The organism is Pseudomonas sp. BT-42-2 (assembly GCF_025847435.2).
GTDB classification, from domain to species: domain Bacteria; phylum Pseudomonadota; class Gammaproteobacteria; order Pseudomonadales; family Pseudomonadaceae; genus Aquipseudomonas; species Aquipseudomonas urmiensis.
Genome location: NZ_JAOYTM010000009.1, coordinates 276,288 through 291,296 on the forward strand (window position 1 = coordinate 276,288; position 15,009 = coordinate 291,296).

The 15,009-nt window shown below is 61.6% G+C and carries 10 protein-coding genes; 8 read left to right on the plus strand and 2 right to left on the minus strand.

The genetic code is table 11. The features are described 5' to 3' along the window. Positions 1–90: 90 nt before the first annotated feature. Genes OIU19_RS11315 through OIU19_RS11350 form a run of 8 tightly spaced genes read left to right on the plus strand, consistent with a single transcriptional unit; the run spans position 91 to position 9,672 of the window. Complete coding sequence (locus OIU19_RS11315; protein WP_264235062.1) at positions 91–858, plus strand: class I SAM-dependent methyltransferase; 768 nt, start codon at positions 91–93, stop codon at positions 856–858. Beyond that, a complete protein-coding gene (locus tag OIU19_RS11320; protein ID WP_264235063.1) occupies positions 855–1,457 on the plus strand; it encodes an HAD family phosphatase in 603 nt (200 codons plus the stop codon). The genes OIU19_RS11315 and OIU19_RS11320 overlap by 4 nt, the downstream gene beginning before the upstream one ends. Next, positions 1,433–2,104: an NTP transferase domain-containing protein gene (locus OIU19_RS11325; protein WP_264235064.1), complete on the plus strand. Its 672-nt coding sequence runs from the start codon at positions 1,433–1,435 to the stop codon at positions 2,102–2,104. The genes OIU19_RS11320 and OIU19_RS11325 overlap by 25 nt, the downstream gene beginning before the upstream one ends. Continuing rightward, on the plus strand, positions 2,097–3,245 hold the full coding sequence (locus OIU19_RS11330) for a CDP-glycerol glycerophosphotransferase family protein (RefSeq protein ID WP_264235065.1): 1,149 nt from the start codon (positions 2,097–2,099) through the stop codon (positions 3,243–3,245). The genes OIU19_RS11325 and OIU19_RS11330 overlap by 8 nt, the downstream gene beginning before the upstream one ends. Further along, positions 3,242–3,724 carry an acyltransferase gene (locus tag OIU19_RS11335; protein ID WP_264235066.1) on the plus strand — a complete coding sequence of 161 codons (483 nt, stop codon included), beginning with the start codon at positions 3,242–3,244 and terminating at the stop codon, positions 3,722–3,724. Before OIU19_RS11330 ends, OIU19_RS11335 begins: the two co-directional genes overlap by 4 nt. Continuing rightward, positions 3,708–4,856: a DegT/DnrJ/EryC1/StrS aminotransferase family protein gene (locus tag OIU19_RS11340; protein ID WP_264235067.1), complete on the plus strand. Its 1,149-nt coding sequence runs from the start codon at positions 3,708–3,710 to the stop codon at positions 4,854–4,856. The genes OIU19_RS11335 and OIU19_RS11340 overlap by 17 nt, the downstream gene beginning before the upstream one ends. Beyond that, entirely contained in the window at positions 4,847–5,263 is a 417-nt protein-coding gene (locus OIU19_RS11345) for an FdtA/QdtA family cupin domain-containing protein (RefSeq protein ID WP_264235068.1), read from the plus strand. The genes OIU19_RS11340 and OIU19_RS11345 overlap by 10 nt, the downstream gene beginning before the upstream one ends. Beyond that, a complete protein-coding gene (locus tag OIU19_RS11350; RefSeq protein ID WP_264235069.1) occupies positions 5,260–9,672 on the plus strand; it encodes a glycosyltransferase in 4,413 nt (1,470 codons plus the stop codon). The genes OIU19_RS11345 and OIU19_RS11350 overlap by 4 nt, the downstream gene beginning before the upstream one ends. Before the next feature lie 86 nt (positions 9,673–9,758). Here OIU19_RS11350 and OIU19_RS11355 read toward each other — a convergent pair whose 3' ends face one another. Further along, positions 9,759–13,328 carry a glycosyltransferase gene (locus tag OIU19_RS11355; protein ID WP_264235070.1) on the minus strand — a complete coding sequence of 1,190 codons (3,570 nt, stop codon included), beginning with the start codon at positions 13,326–13,328 and terminating at the stop codon, positions 9,759–9,761. 76 nt (positions 13,329–13,404) lie between these two features. Next, entirely contained in the window at positions 13,405–15,003 is a 1,599-nt protein-coding gene (locus OIU19_RS11360; protein WP_264235071.1) for a flagellar hook-associated protein 3, read from the minus strand. Positions 15,004–15,009 lie beyond the last annotated feature (6 nt).

Sequence of the window (15,009 nt, forward strand, 5' to 3'; positions counted from 1 at the left end):
TTGCTTACCCTGCCCCAACGCCGGAAGACTGACGCTCGCCTAGCCGCGCCCAGCCAACTGCCACCCCATCACATCAGCACGAGAGAGACTATGACCAGCCGAGGCCGATCAAAAGGTGAGCGGATTGACATCGACTACAGCTCGACCCAGGCCTTTTTCGACAAGCGTGGCAAGGCCGATTACGCCAATGTGCTTAGCGCCACCATGTACCAGGACAGCAATCCGGAACTGGTCGAGCAGCGCGACGCCACTGAGAAGCAGGTACTTTCACCTCAGTTGCGCCTAGGCACTGGCAGCCGCGTCCTCGATATCGGTTGTGGCATCGGACGCTGGGGGTGGTTCGTGCATGACCAGGCGCCGAGCGCTCAGTATCTGGGCATCGACTTCTCCCCCTCACTCGTGGAAAAAGCCCAGGCCGAGGCAGGCTTGCGCGGCAAGCCCGAGCTCCGCTTCCAGGTGATGTCGGCCACCGACATCACCCCAGACACGCTGGTGCTCGCGCCGCCCTACGACCTGATAATCGTTTCCGGACTGCTGATCTACCTCAACGACCAGGACTGTTTGAAGCTGCTCACTCAGGCCGGCAAGCTCTGCGCCCCCGGCGGCCAGATCTACTTACGCGAACCGGTTGGCGTCAGCGAGCGCTTTACCCTCGATCGTTTCTATTCCAATGAACTGCAACACGAGTATTCGGCCATCTACCGCACCATCGCCGAACTTGAGCAACTGCTGGAACAGGCTCTGACACCCGGAGCCTTCAGCGTTCGGGCGTCGGACTTTCTGTTCGCCCAGGACCTGGAAAAGCGTGCAGAGACTCGCCAGTACTACCGTATTCTGCAAAAGGCAGCGCAGCCATGAGCACCGCTTACTGCTTCGACCTCGACGGAACCCTGACGCGACAGGAACTACTGCCGCTGATCGCGTCTTCCGTGGGTCTTGAAGATGAAATCTCTGTCCTGACCCAAGCCACCATCAATGGCGTGCTGCCATTTGATAAATCTTTCAAGCTGCGGGTGCGCCTGCTTCGTGACGCACGGCTTGACTGGATTCACGCTGCCCTGGCCGAACAGGTCGAGTTCGACCAGCACATGCTCGAGTTCATCCGCCAACGGCCCGAGCAGTGCTTCGTTGTGACCGGCAACCTGGATGTCTGGGTGCGGCCGATTCTCGATCGCCTGGGCATCCAGAGCTTCACGTCCACCGCACAGCTGGAAAACGGCAGCCTTACCGGTATCGCCCACGTGCTGCACAAAGGTGATGCCATCGCCAGCCTTAGAGATCGCTTTGACCGGGTCATCGCCGTGGGCGACGGCATGAATGATGTGCCTATGTTCGAGGCGGCCAACTGGCGCATTGCCTTCGGCGGCACCCACACGCCAAACCCCTTGCTGGTCAAACTGAGTGATTTCGTCATCAACGACGGTAAAACCCTATGTCGCCTATTAAGCATGTTGTGATTTGCGCTGCCGGGATCGGCTCCCGGCTAGGCCTGAACAAACCCAAATGCCTGGTCGAAGTCTGTGGCCGTTCGCTGCTCGACTATCACCTGGAACGTCTGGCATGGGCGGAAAACGTCTGGCTGGTGGTCGGCTTCGAGGAAGAAGATGTCATTGCACACGCCATGGCCCTGCGCCGTGACCTGATCGTGGTGCGCAATCCCGACTACTTGCGAACCAATACCCTGCAAAGTTTGCATCTGGTTTCCCGGCACCTGGGCGAACGGTTCCTGATGATCGATGCCGATACCCTGGTGGAAGACACTTCTTTCCAACAGTTCATCGCGGCCGCCAACGAGCACCGGCAGTTGATCGGCGTATCGCGCTACACCACCAGCGACGGCGTGCGCGTGACACTCGACGCCGCCGGTGAATGCGTCACCGGCTTCACTCGCGAGCCGCACCCCCCACACGAATGGACCGGCATTGCCGTCATCGAACCGAACCTGGTCGTGGACAAACCGCTGTACGTCTACCAGGCGATAGAGCCGTTCCTGCCGATACGCGCCATGGAACTCAAAGCCTTCGACATCGATACCACCGCTGACCTGGACATGGCCGGCCAGGTACTTGCCAGTGGCTGGAAAGCCAGGACCGAACATGCATAAGGACAATTCCGTGAAGGGCAAGCGCCGCCTGGCCATTCTTTATCAACTGCCCGAATCATGGGGCAACGTGCGCACTCTCTGGGAAGCAGCCCGCGACGACGCCGATACCGAGGTGGTCGTGGTGCTGCTGCCGTTCATCCACAACGACTACCAATGGAAGCGCGAAGTCGCGCAAGCGCACCTGGATGAGATGGGCGTCCCCTTCGTGGCCTGGGATGCGTTCGACCTGCACGCCGCCGGTTTCGATGCTGTGATTTATACCTCGCCCTATGATGAAACCCGCCCACCGGCCTACCGCTTCGCCAACCTGCGCCAGCAGGTGCGTTATACGGCATATATTCCTTACGGCCTTGAGGTTGGTGGTGGCGCACACAACTATGTGTATCAGTACGGGCAGCCGGTGATCACAGGGGCCAGCGCTGTGTTCGTGCGCTCCGAGGGAGTGCGCGAAATGTTCGAGCGGCATTGCCCTACTGGCGCCAAGCATGTCCATGTCACCGGACACCCGCGCATGGATGGGCTGGCAAATCTCGAGCAATTCCCGGTCGACCCGACACTTCGCCAAGCTATCGGTGATCGCCGAGCAGTGCTGTGGAACGCGCACTTCTCCATCGACGGCGACCTGTGGTCCACTTTTGACCTGCTCGCCGCGCCAATCTTCGATGCCTTCGCCCGCCGCCCGGACCTGGCGCTGATCTTCCGCCCACATCCGTTGCTGTGGAAGAAGCTGATCAACCTGAACATTCTCGATGAAGCGGGTATCGCCGCCCTCAAGCAGGCCCTGCAAGCGCGAGGCGTGATCATCGACGAACACACCGACCACCGTCATGCCTTCGCTGCCAGCGACGCGCTGCTCAGCGACGTCGGCTCGTTCCTGATGGAGTACCTGGCAACTGGCAAGCCGGTACTGTACTTGCACAATCCCGATGGATTGGGGCTCAACGAAGAGGGCAGCAGCGTGGTCCGCCATTACCAGGTCGCCAGCGGCGCCGCCCAGATCGAGCAGTTTCTCGATCAGTTGCGCGACGGCCAGGACCAGTTGGGCGAGACCCGTCGCGCCGCCATCGAACAGTTCTTCCACGGTTTCGATGGCCGGGCCGGGCAGCGCGCCCTGGACGTGCTCAAGGAACTGATGGCATGACTACCCAACACCCTTTGGCCGATGTCCAAAGCAGCGCAATCGGCGACGGCACACGTGTTTGGCAATTCGTGGTGATCCTGCCAGGTGCTCGCATAGGCCGTGACTGCAATATTGCCGCGCACTGCTTCATCGAGAACGATGTACAGGTGGGCGACCGGGTCACGGTCAAGTGCGGCGTACACCTGTGGGATGGCCTGCGTGTGGCCGACGATGTGTTCATCGGTCCCAACGCCACCTTCACCAATGACCGTTTTCCTCGCTCCCGGCAATGGCCAGAGCGCTTCCCCGAAACCCGCATCGAACGCGGCGCATCCATTGGCGCAGGGGCGGTGATCCTGCCCGGCCTGACCATCGGCGAGCACGCCATGGTCGGCGCCGGTGCCGTGGTAACGCGAGACGTACCGGCACGGGCACTGGTGGTCGGCAACCCGGCCCGTGTCGTTCGCTATCTGGATGAAGACCATGCATCGCTTTCTTGACCTGCAACAGCTCACCGCACGTGATGAGGCGCAACTGACCGAGGCCTTCGTGCGGGTACTGCGCTCGGGCTGGTACGTGCTCGGCCAGGAAGTGCAAGCATTCGAACGCGAATTCGCAGCGCTGTGCGGCGTTGAGCACTGCATAGGTGTGGGCAATGGCCTGGACGCGCTAACCCTGATTCTCAAAGGCTACCGTCAACTGGGCAAGCTCGCGCCAGGCGCCCAGGTGATCGTGCCTGACAACAGCTTCGTCGCCACCGCCCTTGCGGTGAACGCAGCCGAGTGCGTACCGGTGCCAGTGGACCCAGTGCAGGACGGTTTCCTGATCGACCCCGCGCAAGTGCAAGCAGCCATCACCCCGCATACCGGGGCGATCATCGCCGTTCACCTATATGGCCAGTTGGCCGATATGGCCAGGCTGCGGGCCATAGCCGACGCCCATGGTCTGCTGCTGATCGAGGATGCCGCGCAGGCGCACGGCGCCCTGGATGCCCAGGGTGTTTCGGCGGGCGCACTCGGGGATGCGGCAGGCTTTAGTTTCTTCCCAGTCAAGAACGTCGGCGCGCTGGGCGACGCCGGCGCGGTGACCACCCAGGACCTGGCATTGGCCAATGAGGTGCGTCGGCTCGGGAACTACGGCTCCAGCGAGAAGTACGTGCATGCGGTAAAGGGCACCAACTCACGTCTGGACGAGCTGCAGGCTGCATTCCTGCGCGTGAAATTGGCCCGAATGCACGATGATGCCCGGCATCGCGAAGCACTGGCCCAGCGCTACCTGGACACCATCGACAACCCGCTGATCTTGCTGCCGCAACCCAGCGAACCGCGCCAGTCCCACGTCTGGCACCTGTTCGTGGTGCGCTGTGCCCAGCGCGACGCACTACAGGCGCACCTGCACGCCTGCGGTATCCCGACCCTGATCCACTACCCGATCCCGATCCATCGGCAAGGCGCCTATGCCGAGCTCGACAGCGCGCACTTGCCTGTGGCCGACCGGCTCGCCGAACAGGTCCTCAGCCTGCCCTTGTACCCCGGCATGCCCGAAACATTGGTCGAGGCTGTGATCGATGCATGCAATAGCTTCGCACCCGCCGCTGCCCCCAATTCGCCCAAGGATCCGTCATGTCTCTGAAAGACTGCAAAATCATCGATCTGCCAAAGATTGAAGACCCGCGCGGCAACCTGACATTCGTCGAGTCCGACCGGCACATTCCCTTCTCCATCGAGCGAGTCTACTACCTGTACGACGTGCCTGGTGGCTCCCATCGCGGCGGCCACGCGCACAAAGGCTTGCATCAGTTGCTCATTGCCATGTCCGGCAGCTTCGACATTCTGCTCGATGACGGCCGTACACGCTTCAAGTACCACCTCAATCGCTCCTACTACGGCCTATACATACCGCCAATGATCTGGCGCGAAATCGACAATTTCTCCAGTGGTTCGGTGTGTATGGTGCTGGCCTCCGAGCGCTACGACGAAGACGACTACTTCCGCGACTATGACACCTTCCGCGCAGCGGTACAGAAGGAGCAGGCATGACCCAGGTGAACATTCAGGACGCAGCCCTGGCGCGTTTGTTCAACGGGCTGGAACAGCTTCGTGAAATCAAGGCCCGCCAGCGCAAGCCCAAGCCCCCTGTGGTAGATGTCACCGTTGCGGTGATGTCCTACAACAATGCCAGCTTCGTCGGGCAGACTGTCGAGTCTGTCCTGGCTCAGGAAGGCGTGAACCTCGAACTGCTGGTATTCGACGATTGCTCGCCCGACGACAGCCTGCAAGTGCTCGAGCGCTACCAGCAGGATCCGCGCTTCACCTACAAGGTCAATGAACGCAACCTGGGGATGATCGGCAACTACAACCAATGCTTACGCTCCGGCAGCGGGCGCTATGTTGTGGTATTGGGCTCCGATGACGTGATTTACCCAGGCCACCTGCGCAGCTTGGTCGCGGCCATGGACCAGCACCCGCAGGTCGCCTTGGGTTATACCCAGTGCCTGTGGATCGACCAACACGGCCAGGTGCTCAAGCACGCCGTACACCCGGGGCACCGCGCCAATAATTACGTGGGCGGGCGCGACGAGCTGGTTGACCTGCTGACCCATGACAGCTACATCACCCCCTCGGCGGCGATCTTCAGACGCAGCGCCCTGCCTGGTTTCACCCTCGAAGACGGCTGCATCCACCGTGAGCAAATGCTGGCCGGTGACTGGGAACTGTGGACCCGCATCGCCCAGGTCGCCCCTGACTTCCTGTTCCTGAACCAAGCGAGCGTCGGCTACCGCATCCATGGCGGACAGATTTCGCAGAAGTTCTATGCCTCAGACAAACCCTTGGCTGAACATACCCGCATCCTGGAGCTGAACCTCGCTGTCCCAGCTGCCCGCCAGCGCATGCAGCAAGGCGCGGGCGGCATTTGGCAGCTGTACCTACGGCGCCTGGCGGGCTACCCGGCGCAGGTCCAGGCACGCTTCGCCGAACGGAAGGAGGCGATTCGCCAGATGCTGTTCGAAGTGCAGCACACGGCGATCGAATCCGACACGCTGTTCAGCGTGATCCTCACCACCTTCAACCGTCCGCGTTTGTTGGTCGATGCCCTGGACAGCCTGACCCGCCAAAGCTGCCAGGACTTCGAGGTGATCCTGGTCAACGACAAGGGGGCTGGGGTCGAGTCATTGCTCGACGGCTACGACTTCCCCATCACCTACCTGCGCCAGGGCCGCAACCAAGGTCCGGCGGCGGCGCGCAATGCGGCACACCGTCTGGCGCGCGGCCGCTACGTGGTGTACCTGGACGATGACGACCTGTACCTGCCGCACCACCTGCAGACGCTGGCCCATGCCATCGAGAGCCACCCTGGAGAGGTGGTCTACACCGATGCGGTGCTCATCACCGAGACGCTGGAGGGCGATCGTCGGGTGGAGATGCGTCGTGAGCAGCGCTACCGGCATGCTGAATACTCCCGTGAGCGGCTGTTCTACAACAACTATATTCCGGTCAACACCTTCGCCTGCCCGCGTGCCCTGATCGCTGCAGTGGGCGGTTTCGACGAGGCCTTGCCGGCGTTCGAGGATTGGGACTTCCTCATGCGCCTGGCGTTGCGCGCCAACTTCCGGCATGTGCACTGCGAATCCGTCGAAGCGCGCATGCGCGCCAGCGCAGTCGATCCAACGCGGCGCTCGCAACAAGCGCTCAAGGACTACCCGGCGCTGTACCAGCAGCTCTACGCCCGCCATTGGGACCTGGACAGCGAAACCGTTCGCACGGGCCGGCGCAAAATGCTGGTGCGTCTGGGCCTGATCGAAGAGGATCAAGCCGAGGCGCCGGGTGTGCAGGATTGGCTCGCACAGCGCAACCTTACACCGTTGCAGCGCGGCCTGGTCGAACAGCGCCTGGAACAGCATGGCCAGGGAGCGCGCTTCGCCGTGCTGGTACTTGACCTGCACGGTGACCCTGCCAAGGTCGCCGCGACCCAGCAGTCACTGGCCGCTACCCACCAGATCTATCGCAACATCCACCCCGTGCTGCTAAGCGTCGCCGACGCGCCTGAGTTCACTGGCCAGGTCATCCCGGTAACGACACAGCACTGGATCGAGGCGCTCAACCGCCTGCTCAGCGAACCTGCGTTCGACTGGTTCTGCCTGATCGATGCTGGCGACGAGCTGACCGCCAGCGGTCTGCTGGTGGCGGGCCTGGAACTGCTCAATGCGCCTGATTGCCGGGCACTCTACTGCGATGCTCTGTACCGCCAGGGCGACGACAGCCTGGGCGCGGTACTCAAGCCGGACTTTAACCTCGACTACCTGTTGAGCCTACCTGCCTCAATGGGACGCAACTGGCTGCTGCGCCGGGATGCGGTGGTAGCGGCCGGAGGCTTCGACAGCCATTACCGGCAACGACCGGAGTTCGAGTTGATCCTGCGCCTTATCAACCTCGGTGGCCTGGATGGCCTTGGCCATATCGCTGAGCCTTTGCTGATCAGCGATGCACCACAACTGGCTGATCTGACGGAAGAGAAGAACGCCATCACCCAGCATTTGCGCGCACGTGGCTACGAGGCGCCCGAGGTACTTTGCGAAAAGGCCGGCCAGTACCGCATACGCTATGGCCATCGACAGCAGCCTCTGGTCTCGATCCTGATCGTGGCTGGCAGCGACCTGAACTACCTACAGCGCTGTATTGAAAGCGTGCTCGAGCAGACACGCTACCGCAACCATGAGCTGTTGTTGATCGAAAGCGACCCGGAGGCGACAGAGGTCCGCGGCTGGCTCGGCGCCCTCGCTGGGCTGGGCGATCCGCGGCTGCGGCCTCTGCTTCATGACGCCGCCCATGCCAGTGAGGCAAGCGCGATCAACAACGCCGCCGAACAGGCGCGGGGCGACTACCTGCTGCTGCTCTCACCACGCGTCGCTGCCTACGATGACGAATGGCTTGATGAACTGCTCAATCATGCTCAGCGCCCGGAAGTCGGCGCGGTGGGCGCCAAGTTGCTGTCTGCCGACGGCAAGGTCAGCCATGCCGGCCTGATTCTCGGTCTACAGGGTCCAGTCGGGCGCCCCTTCCTCGGCCTGGCTGCAGACGCACCGGGCTACATGCAACGGCTGCAGGTCGACCAGAACTACAGCGCCGTCAGCGGCGATTGCCTGATGATTGCGCGCGAGCTGTTCCAGACATTGGGCGGTCTGAGCGATGACGTGTCGCCGCGCTATCAGGATGTCGACCTCTGCCTACGTGCCCGGCAGGCGGGCTACCTGAATGTCTGGGCCGCCAACGCACAGTTGCTGCTCAGCAGCCAGACCACCGAGCCCGCTTCACAGCAAGAGGACGACGCGCTGTACGCGAAGTGGTTGCCGTTGCTCGCCAGAGACACAGCCTACAATCCGAGCTTATCGCTCGTGCACAAAGGCGGCTTCCAGCTCGCTAATACGGCCTTGTCATGGCGCCCGCTGTCATCGTGGAAACCCTTGCCAACCGTACTGGCCCACCCTGCCGATCTATCCATGAGCGGGCATTGCCGCATCGTGCAGCCGTTCACTGCACTGCAGCAGGCTGGCAGCCTCGACGGAGCGTTATCGCTGGGCTTGATGCACCTGCCTGACCTTGAGCGTTATGAGCCAGACAGCATCATCCTGCAGCTCAAGCTCGACGAGGAACGCTTGGTCGCCATGCAGCGGATGAAAGCCTTTAACCGGGCGTTCAAGGTCTTGGAACTGGATAGCTGCCTGCCGGAGTTGCCTGGCGAACTGCGTGATGCCCTCAATGTATCGGGCGACGTGTGCGGCGCATTGCAACGAAGCCTGGCTTGCGTCGATCGCCTGGTAGTTCCCACCGCCTCGTTGGCGGAAGCGTTGGCTGGGTTGCACGAAGATATCCGCGTCGTCGAAAACCGGCTGTATCTACCCGCATGGGCAACCGTTCAGGGGCAGCGCCGCGTCGGCCGCAAGCCGCGCGTCGGCCTGACCGGCCAGGCCCAGGACAGCCGCGACTTGCTGATGTTGCTGGAGGTAGTCAAGGAACTGGCCGCCGAGGTCGAGTGGGTGTTCCTTGGCCACTGCCCCGAGCCATTGTGCGCATTCATGCATGAACTCCATGGCGCGGTCCCGCCGGAGCGCTATCCGCAAGCGCTGGCGGGGTTGAATCTGGACCTGGTCCTGGCTCCACGGGAGCAAACTCGTTTCAACGAGTATCAAGGCAATGTGCAATTGCTGGAATATGGCGCTTGCGGCTTCCCGGTAATCTGCAGTGACGTACTGGGTGAGCGCAGCGAGGAACTTCCCGTAACGCGGGTAGACAACCGCGACCAGGACTGGCTGCAAGCGATTCGTATGCACCTGAGCGATCTGGACGAGACTGCACGTCTGGGCGACAAACTGCAAACGAGAGTGCGCAGGGACTGGATGCTAGACGAGCGATCCCTGCAAGCCTGGCGCAACGCCTGGTTGGCTGGTTAAGCGAAATGCCTGTGGGAAGGGGCAAGCCCTTCTCACAGGTCCAACGTCGTTATTGCAAGACGCAGTGAAGAAACCCGCCCAGCACTTCAATCGTCCAGCCAACCTCTTTCCCAAGCCCGCAGTGCATCGCCGCGCAGCACGTAATCGCGCATCACTCGCTCATGCAGTTCGTCGCCCATTTTGTAGCTGGCGACCGGGTCGCTCAGATGCATGCGGATAGCTTGCAACCAATCATCGGTACTGTTGCTGCGCACCCGGGTGCAGGGCAAGTCACCGCGATAGGCCTCAGTGTCGGAGCACACCACAGGGTATCGGCAAGCCCCGTATTCGAGCAGGCGCAGGTTGCTCTTGCAGTCATTGAAAATATGCTGCTCCAACGGTGCCAGCGCCAGATCCAGGTTCAAGCTGGCCAACTTGCGCGGGTAATCGTGCAAGCCAATCGCCGGGTGGAACTCATGCACATAGGGCAGCAGGTTATCCGGGCACATACCGAAGAATACCCATTCGACGTGAGCGGCTAATTCCCGCACAACCTCTGCGATCACCTCCAGGTCTCCGCCATGGCTGGTTCCCCCGCCCCAACCGATGCGCGGCTTGGACGAGGTCGCGCGCAGGCTCTGCAAGCCTGTCCATAGGTGCGGAGCCAGCGTGTTAGGGACTACGCGAATGTCGCGATGCATACTCGACAAAGCGTTCGCCAGTGCCTGAGTGGTCACGACCACCCGATCGCATAAGCTGATACTCCTGCGCAGATGCTGTTCGATGTCCGCCGGCTTGTTGCGTGCATGACTGTTCTTCGACGGGGCAGCCAGCACATAGTCATCGATTTCGAATACCCTTCGAGCCGATGAGATTCGCGCGATGCGCTCGATATCCTGCGCCGTCCCTGCGGTGTGCCGAAGCTGCAGGACCACCACGTCCGGATTCATCCGTGCCAACTGCACGGTGTTGGGGGACTCATGGGCAACGTGGCCGATCACCCTTCCCGCGCCCTCAAGCTCAATGAACGGCTGGATGACCCGGTAGTGACCGACCGCCGAGGCATTGATAGGCAGGCAAAGCACCGATGGCACTATTCTCGCGCACAGCGGGTTCCAGCTGCCACGAATGGTGGGCTCGACCGCAAAGTTAGCGACGGTCAGGTTGAGGTTGGGGTTGTATGCCGGGTCCTGGATCAAACGCGGCAGCCATTGATCAACGAAAGCCTGTATCTGGTTATCGGGCCGTGCCAGACCTTTTGCCGGTCCTTCACTGGGTAACGCGCGCATGTGCACGTAAGGTGTCCACACCACCAGGTAGCCTTCGCCAGTGACCCTCAGGCACAGGTCAAGCTCACACAAGCCTACGGAGAACTGTTGCGAACGCAAGCCGCCCAGGTCCTGCCACAACGATTTGCGAATGAGCAGGCAGTCGCCGCTGACTGCGCTCCAGTTCTGCACTGACTGCAAGCGCTGCAGATAGCCCCGGGCGTGGGCATCCTCCCCGGCGAACGCCGGGCCTGCGGCCTGACCGACACCCAGCACCCTGCCCGCCTCAAGCACTTGGTCGAAGCGGTCGATGATCTTGGCGCCTACCACACCCACTTCGGGGCGTTGCGCATGTTGGAGCATTTCATCCAGCCAGTCAGGCTGGGTCACACGCAATTGCGCCGATAGCCTGAGCAAGTACTCACCGCCAACTTGCCGGGCTGCACGGTCGAACAGCGCGCACTCGTCACCGCGCATGGGTAAGCGCAGCACCCGTAGGATACCGCCGCCGATATCGGCCATCGCTGCCAGCCAGGCCGCTGTGGCGGGGTCGACTTCGCCCCCGGCAACTACGACCACCTCGTACCGCGGATAGGTGGTTTGCTCAATGATGCTCTGCACACACTGCTGCAGACTTCCAAGGTCGTCCGCGCAAGCCACGACAATCGACACCAAAGGTTTTTCGGCATGCAGATACTGCACGCGGTTGAGCAGCGCCAACGCGCCTTGGTGGAGCTGATGCTCGATGCCAAGACGTGTCAGGTGGGCCTGCACGACCGGGCCGTTGTGCTCCAGCACCACCGCCGAGGACATCCATTGCGCGTAGCCGAACGCGGACTGCACCTGCACTTCGGCAATGTGGCCGATCACCTGGGGACCGCGAGCCTCCATCAAGCGCCAGAGCAGATCATGAGGGGCCAGCTCGGCGAATGCCGGGTCGAATCCGTCCAACGCTTTAAGTGCCGAACAAGAAAATGCCAAGGTGCGCCCCACATAGGGGTAGCTGCGGAACAGGTCGATATTGAAGTCCGGCTTGAACACCGGCTCTTGCGATTGGCCGTCGTGCCAGGTGGCCTCGTCACTGTAGAGGCAAGCCAAGCCAGGGAATAGCGCGATGCGTTCGGCCAACACCAGTAGCGCCGATTCACTGACGCGGTCGCCCGCACGCAGCAGGTAGACCCAGTCGTCCTCGGCCAGCGTTGCCACCTCGTGGTTGAGCTGGGCAACCCAATCTTGTTCAAGCGTCAAGAAGCTTGTCGCAGCGCCGCCGCTACTGACAGGCAACGCAGAGAATACCCGGCAGGCATGACGCTCATAGATCTGCCCGGCAAGGCTGTCCAAGGTCGCCTGCAACTCAGCGCGATCGCCCTCCAGGTCCAGGACCAGCACAACGATCCGCGGCTGCCGTGGCCATGCCGCCAACACTTGTGGCAACTGCCGGCGCTGGGCATCGCTGAAGCGGCGCGCCTGCAGCCACTGCTGGTAGAACTCAGCATAGCTTTCACAATCGCTACCCACGCGACCCTGCATACAGGTTTGCCAGTTGCTCAGCATCAGTTGCAGATTGGTTTCCTGCCATTGTCTCGGCATCTCCCCGGCCTGGCTCAGTGGCAACTGTCGAACCCAGCCCTTCGCCGGGGCGGCTTCGCCACCTCGGGCCTGCAGCATCTGCTGCAGCCATCCCCACTCGACGCTGGCTGCCTGCACAACCTCGGGACGCCTGCTCACCCGCTCGGGATGCAGCCGCTCGACTGCCAGGACGTCAGCGATCACCGCCACATCCCCTCGGCGCATCAGGCAAGTGAACAGCGCCTGGTCCAGCAGCGCGACGAAACCCTGGCCATCCTGGGTCAAGGCCCGTAACAGGTCCAGGGCCGGTTGCCGGCGCATCAAGGCGGCGGAAAAGTTGCCCAGGAACTTGAACGCATGCCCGTCCTGGAAAGCCAGTATGTCGTCCCCTTTGAACACGGTGTCGAAGCTCACGAAACGCGCGTTCGACAACCGCATAGGCAGCATGCAGTTACCTGCGTCGGAGAACACGCGCTGGGCCAGCACCAAACTGATGTCGGCGTGGGCCTGGAGCAACGCCGCCTGGCGCTCGATACACAAGGGGAACAGCCGATCATCGTCACAGAGCACCTTGACCAGCTCGCTGCTAGCCAGCTCTACAGCCTTGACCAGGTTGCCCGCGAAGCCCAAGTGGGTCTCGTTACGCACGTAGCGCACAGCGGCGACGCCGACACCGTCGAAGGAGCGAACGATCGCTTCGATCTCTTCGCCCTGGCTGTCATCGCATACCAGGATCTCCAGGCGTTCATAGGTTTGCGCCAGCGCGCTTTGCAGCGCCATTGCGAAAAAACGCGGATTGTAGGCAGGGATTACGATACTGACGGCGGGATGAGCGTTCACGATATAAGACCTTCGCGGGGCCGTGCATCAGGCCCCGCAAGGGCCTGATGCAGGTGGGATGAGGCAGCAGGAGGGATCAGATGTAGTTGACCAGCGACAACCCGGAGATTTTTACATAGGCCTGTAGCGAAGCTTGCAGCATGTTGGACTGCATCTGCAGACGCAGCATGACCTCGGCGGGATCGCTTTCGCGGATCGAACTCTGCGTCTTGGTGTTCTCAGTACCCAGCGCCTCATTGGTCTCGGCCTGGACATCAAGCGCCGCGCCACGTCCACCGATCGAGCTGATCGAGGCGCTCACCTGGTTCATGGCACTGCCCACGTTGCCAATGGCCGAGTCCAGCGCAGCCTTGAAATTCTGCCGGGCCACCGGATCGGAGTCCACAGGCGTGCTGAGCGCTTTACGCAGTTGGCCGATCGTATCGAGGACGTTCTGGGTCTGGTGCGTGTCGGCCTTGACGGCGAACGAGTCCCCAGCATCCGGCGCTGTGGAAAGCTCGAAAGTCACACCCGCCGCTGTGGCTGTATACGGATCACCAGCGGTACCGGTGCCGGCCAATGTGCCGCTGCCGATCGGCCGACTGTCGGCGCTCATCGGCGCGGCATACAAATCGAACTGGGTCGGGTCGCTGTCGGAGATCTTGAGAATCGCCCCACCGCCGGGGAAAGCTGCGTCGTACAGTGCCTGATCGGTGATGCTGGCGCCGGTTACCTGGCTCGCCGAAGGACCGTTGCCAGGGCTACGAGTACCAGTGATGGTGTCTTGCTTGGCACTGAGGGTGAAGACATGACCGGCGATGGCCGCATCACGGTCAGCATCGTCACCGTCCTTGAAGGAGATATCCAGACGCAGATCGACACCGCGGAAGTTGATCGTAGTGTTTTCACCTTGCGGATCGAACTTGCCACCCTGGCTCGCTTCCAGGGTCACGTCGTTACCGTTGCTATCGGTAATCTTGAATTGAGTGCTGCTGGTGAACTCGATGCTGTACGGCTCGCCGCTGCGGAAGCGGTCGTTGTACAGCGAGCTGCCCGATACCTGGCCATTGGACAGACTGACACGGCCATCGTCGATGGCCGGGGTGGTCAGCTTGGTCTCGCTACGGCTGGTGTTCAAGGCCTGTTCGAAAGCGCTGTAACCGGTCTCGTTGGCCGCCAGGCTGAGCATGTCGCCAACCTGCAACATCAAGTTGCTTTGGTCGCCCTGATAGCTGTAGGTGCCATCAGCATTGCGCACGTACGGCGGGGTATCACCCTTGGAGCCGGAGAACAGGTATTTGCCGTTTTCATCCCGGCTGTTCATCAGCGAGAACAACTGATCTTCCAGCGACGCCAGCTCATCGGCATTGGCTTTACGGTCGGCGTCTGTGAAACCAGCGTTGCCGGAGCTGATGGCCAGTTCGTTGACCCGCTGCAAGATAGTACCGATCGAGTTCAGTGTGCTTTCGGCAGTACCCAGCGCGTTACGCACGTTGGTGATGTTGCCGGAGTATTGCTTGAGCATGTTTTGCTGTTGCTCAAGCTGCAGCAGACGCGCCGCGCCCACCGGATCATCGGCCGCTGTGCGGATTCGCAGGCCGTCGCTGGCATCCTGCTGGCTCTTCACCGCGTTGGCAAAGTTGCGCTGATAGTTGGCACTACTGGTGTTGTAGAACTGCGAAGTGGAAATGCGCACGGTCTA

Bases quoted from the DNA above. Each gene is read 5' to 3' on its own strand.
- OIU19_RS11350 (WP_264235069.1), top strand. From the start codon at position 5,260: ATGACCCAGGTGAACATTCAGGACGCAGCCCTGGCGCGTTTGTTCAAC.
- OIU19_RS11340 (WP_264235067.1), top strand. From the start codon at position 3,708: ATGCATCGCTTTCTTGACCTGCAACAGCTCACCGCACGTGATGAGGCG.
- OIU19_RS11325 (WP_264235064.1), top strand. From the start codon at position 1,433: ATGTCGCCTATTAAGCATGTTGTGATTTGCGCTGCCGGGATCGGCTCC.
- OIU19_RS11345 (WP_264235068.1), top strand. From the start codon at position 4,847: ATGTCTCTGAAAGACTGCAAAATCATCGATCTGCCAAAGATTGAAGAC.
- OIU19_RS11320 (WP_264235063.1), top strand. From the start codon at position 855: ATGAGCACCGCTTACTGCTTCGACCTCGACGGAACCCTGACGCGACAG.
- OIU19_RS11315 (WP_264235062.1), top strand. From the start codon at position 91: ATGACCAGCCGAGGCCGATCAAAAGGTGAGCGGATTGACATCGACTAC.
- OIU19_RS11335 (WP_264235066.1), top strand. From the start codon at position 3,242: ATGACTACCCAACACCCTTTGGCCGATGTCCAAAGCAGCGCAATCGGC.
- OIU19_RS11330 (WP_264235065.1), top strand. From the start codon at position 2,097: ATGCATAAGGACAATTCCGTGAAGGGCAAGCGCCGCCTGGCCATTCTT.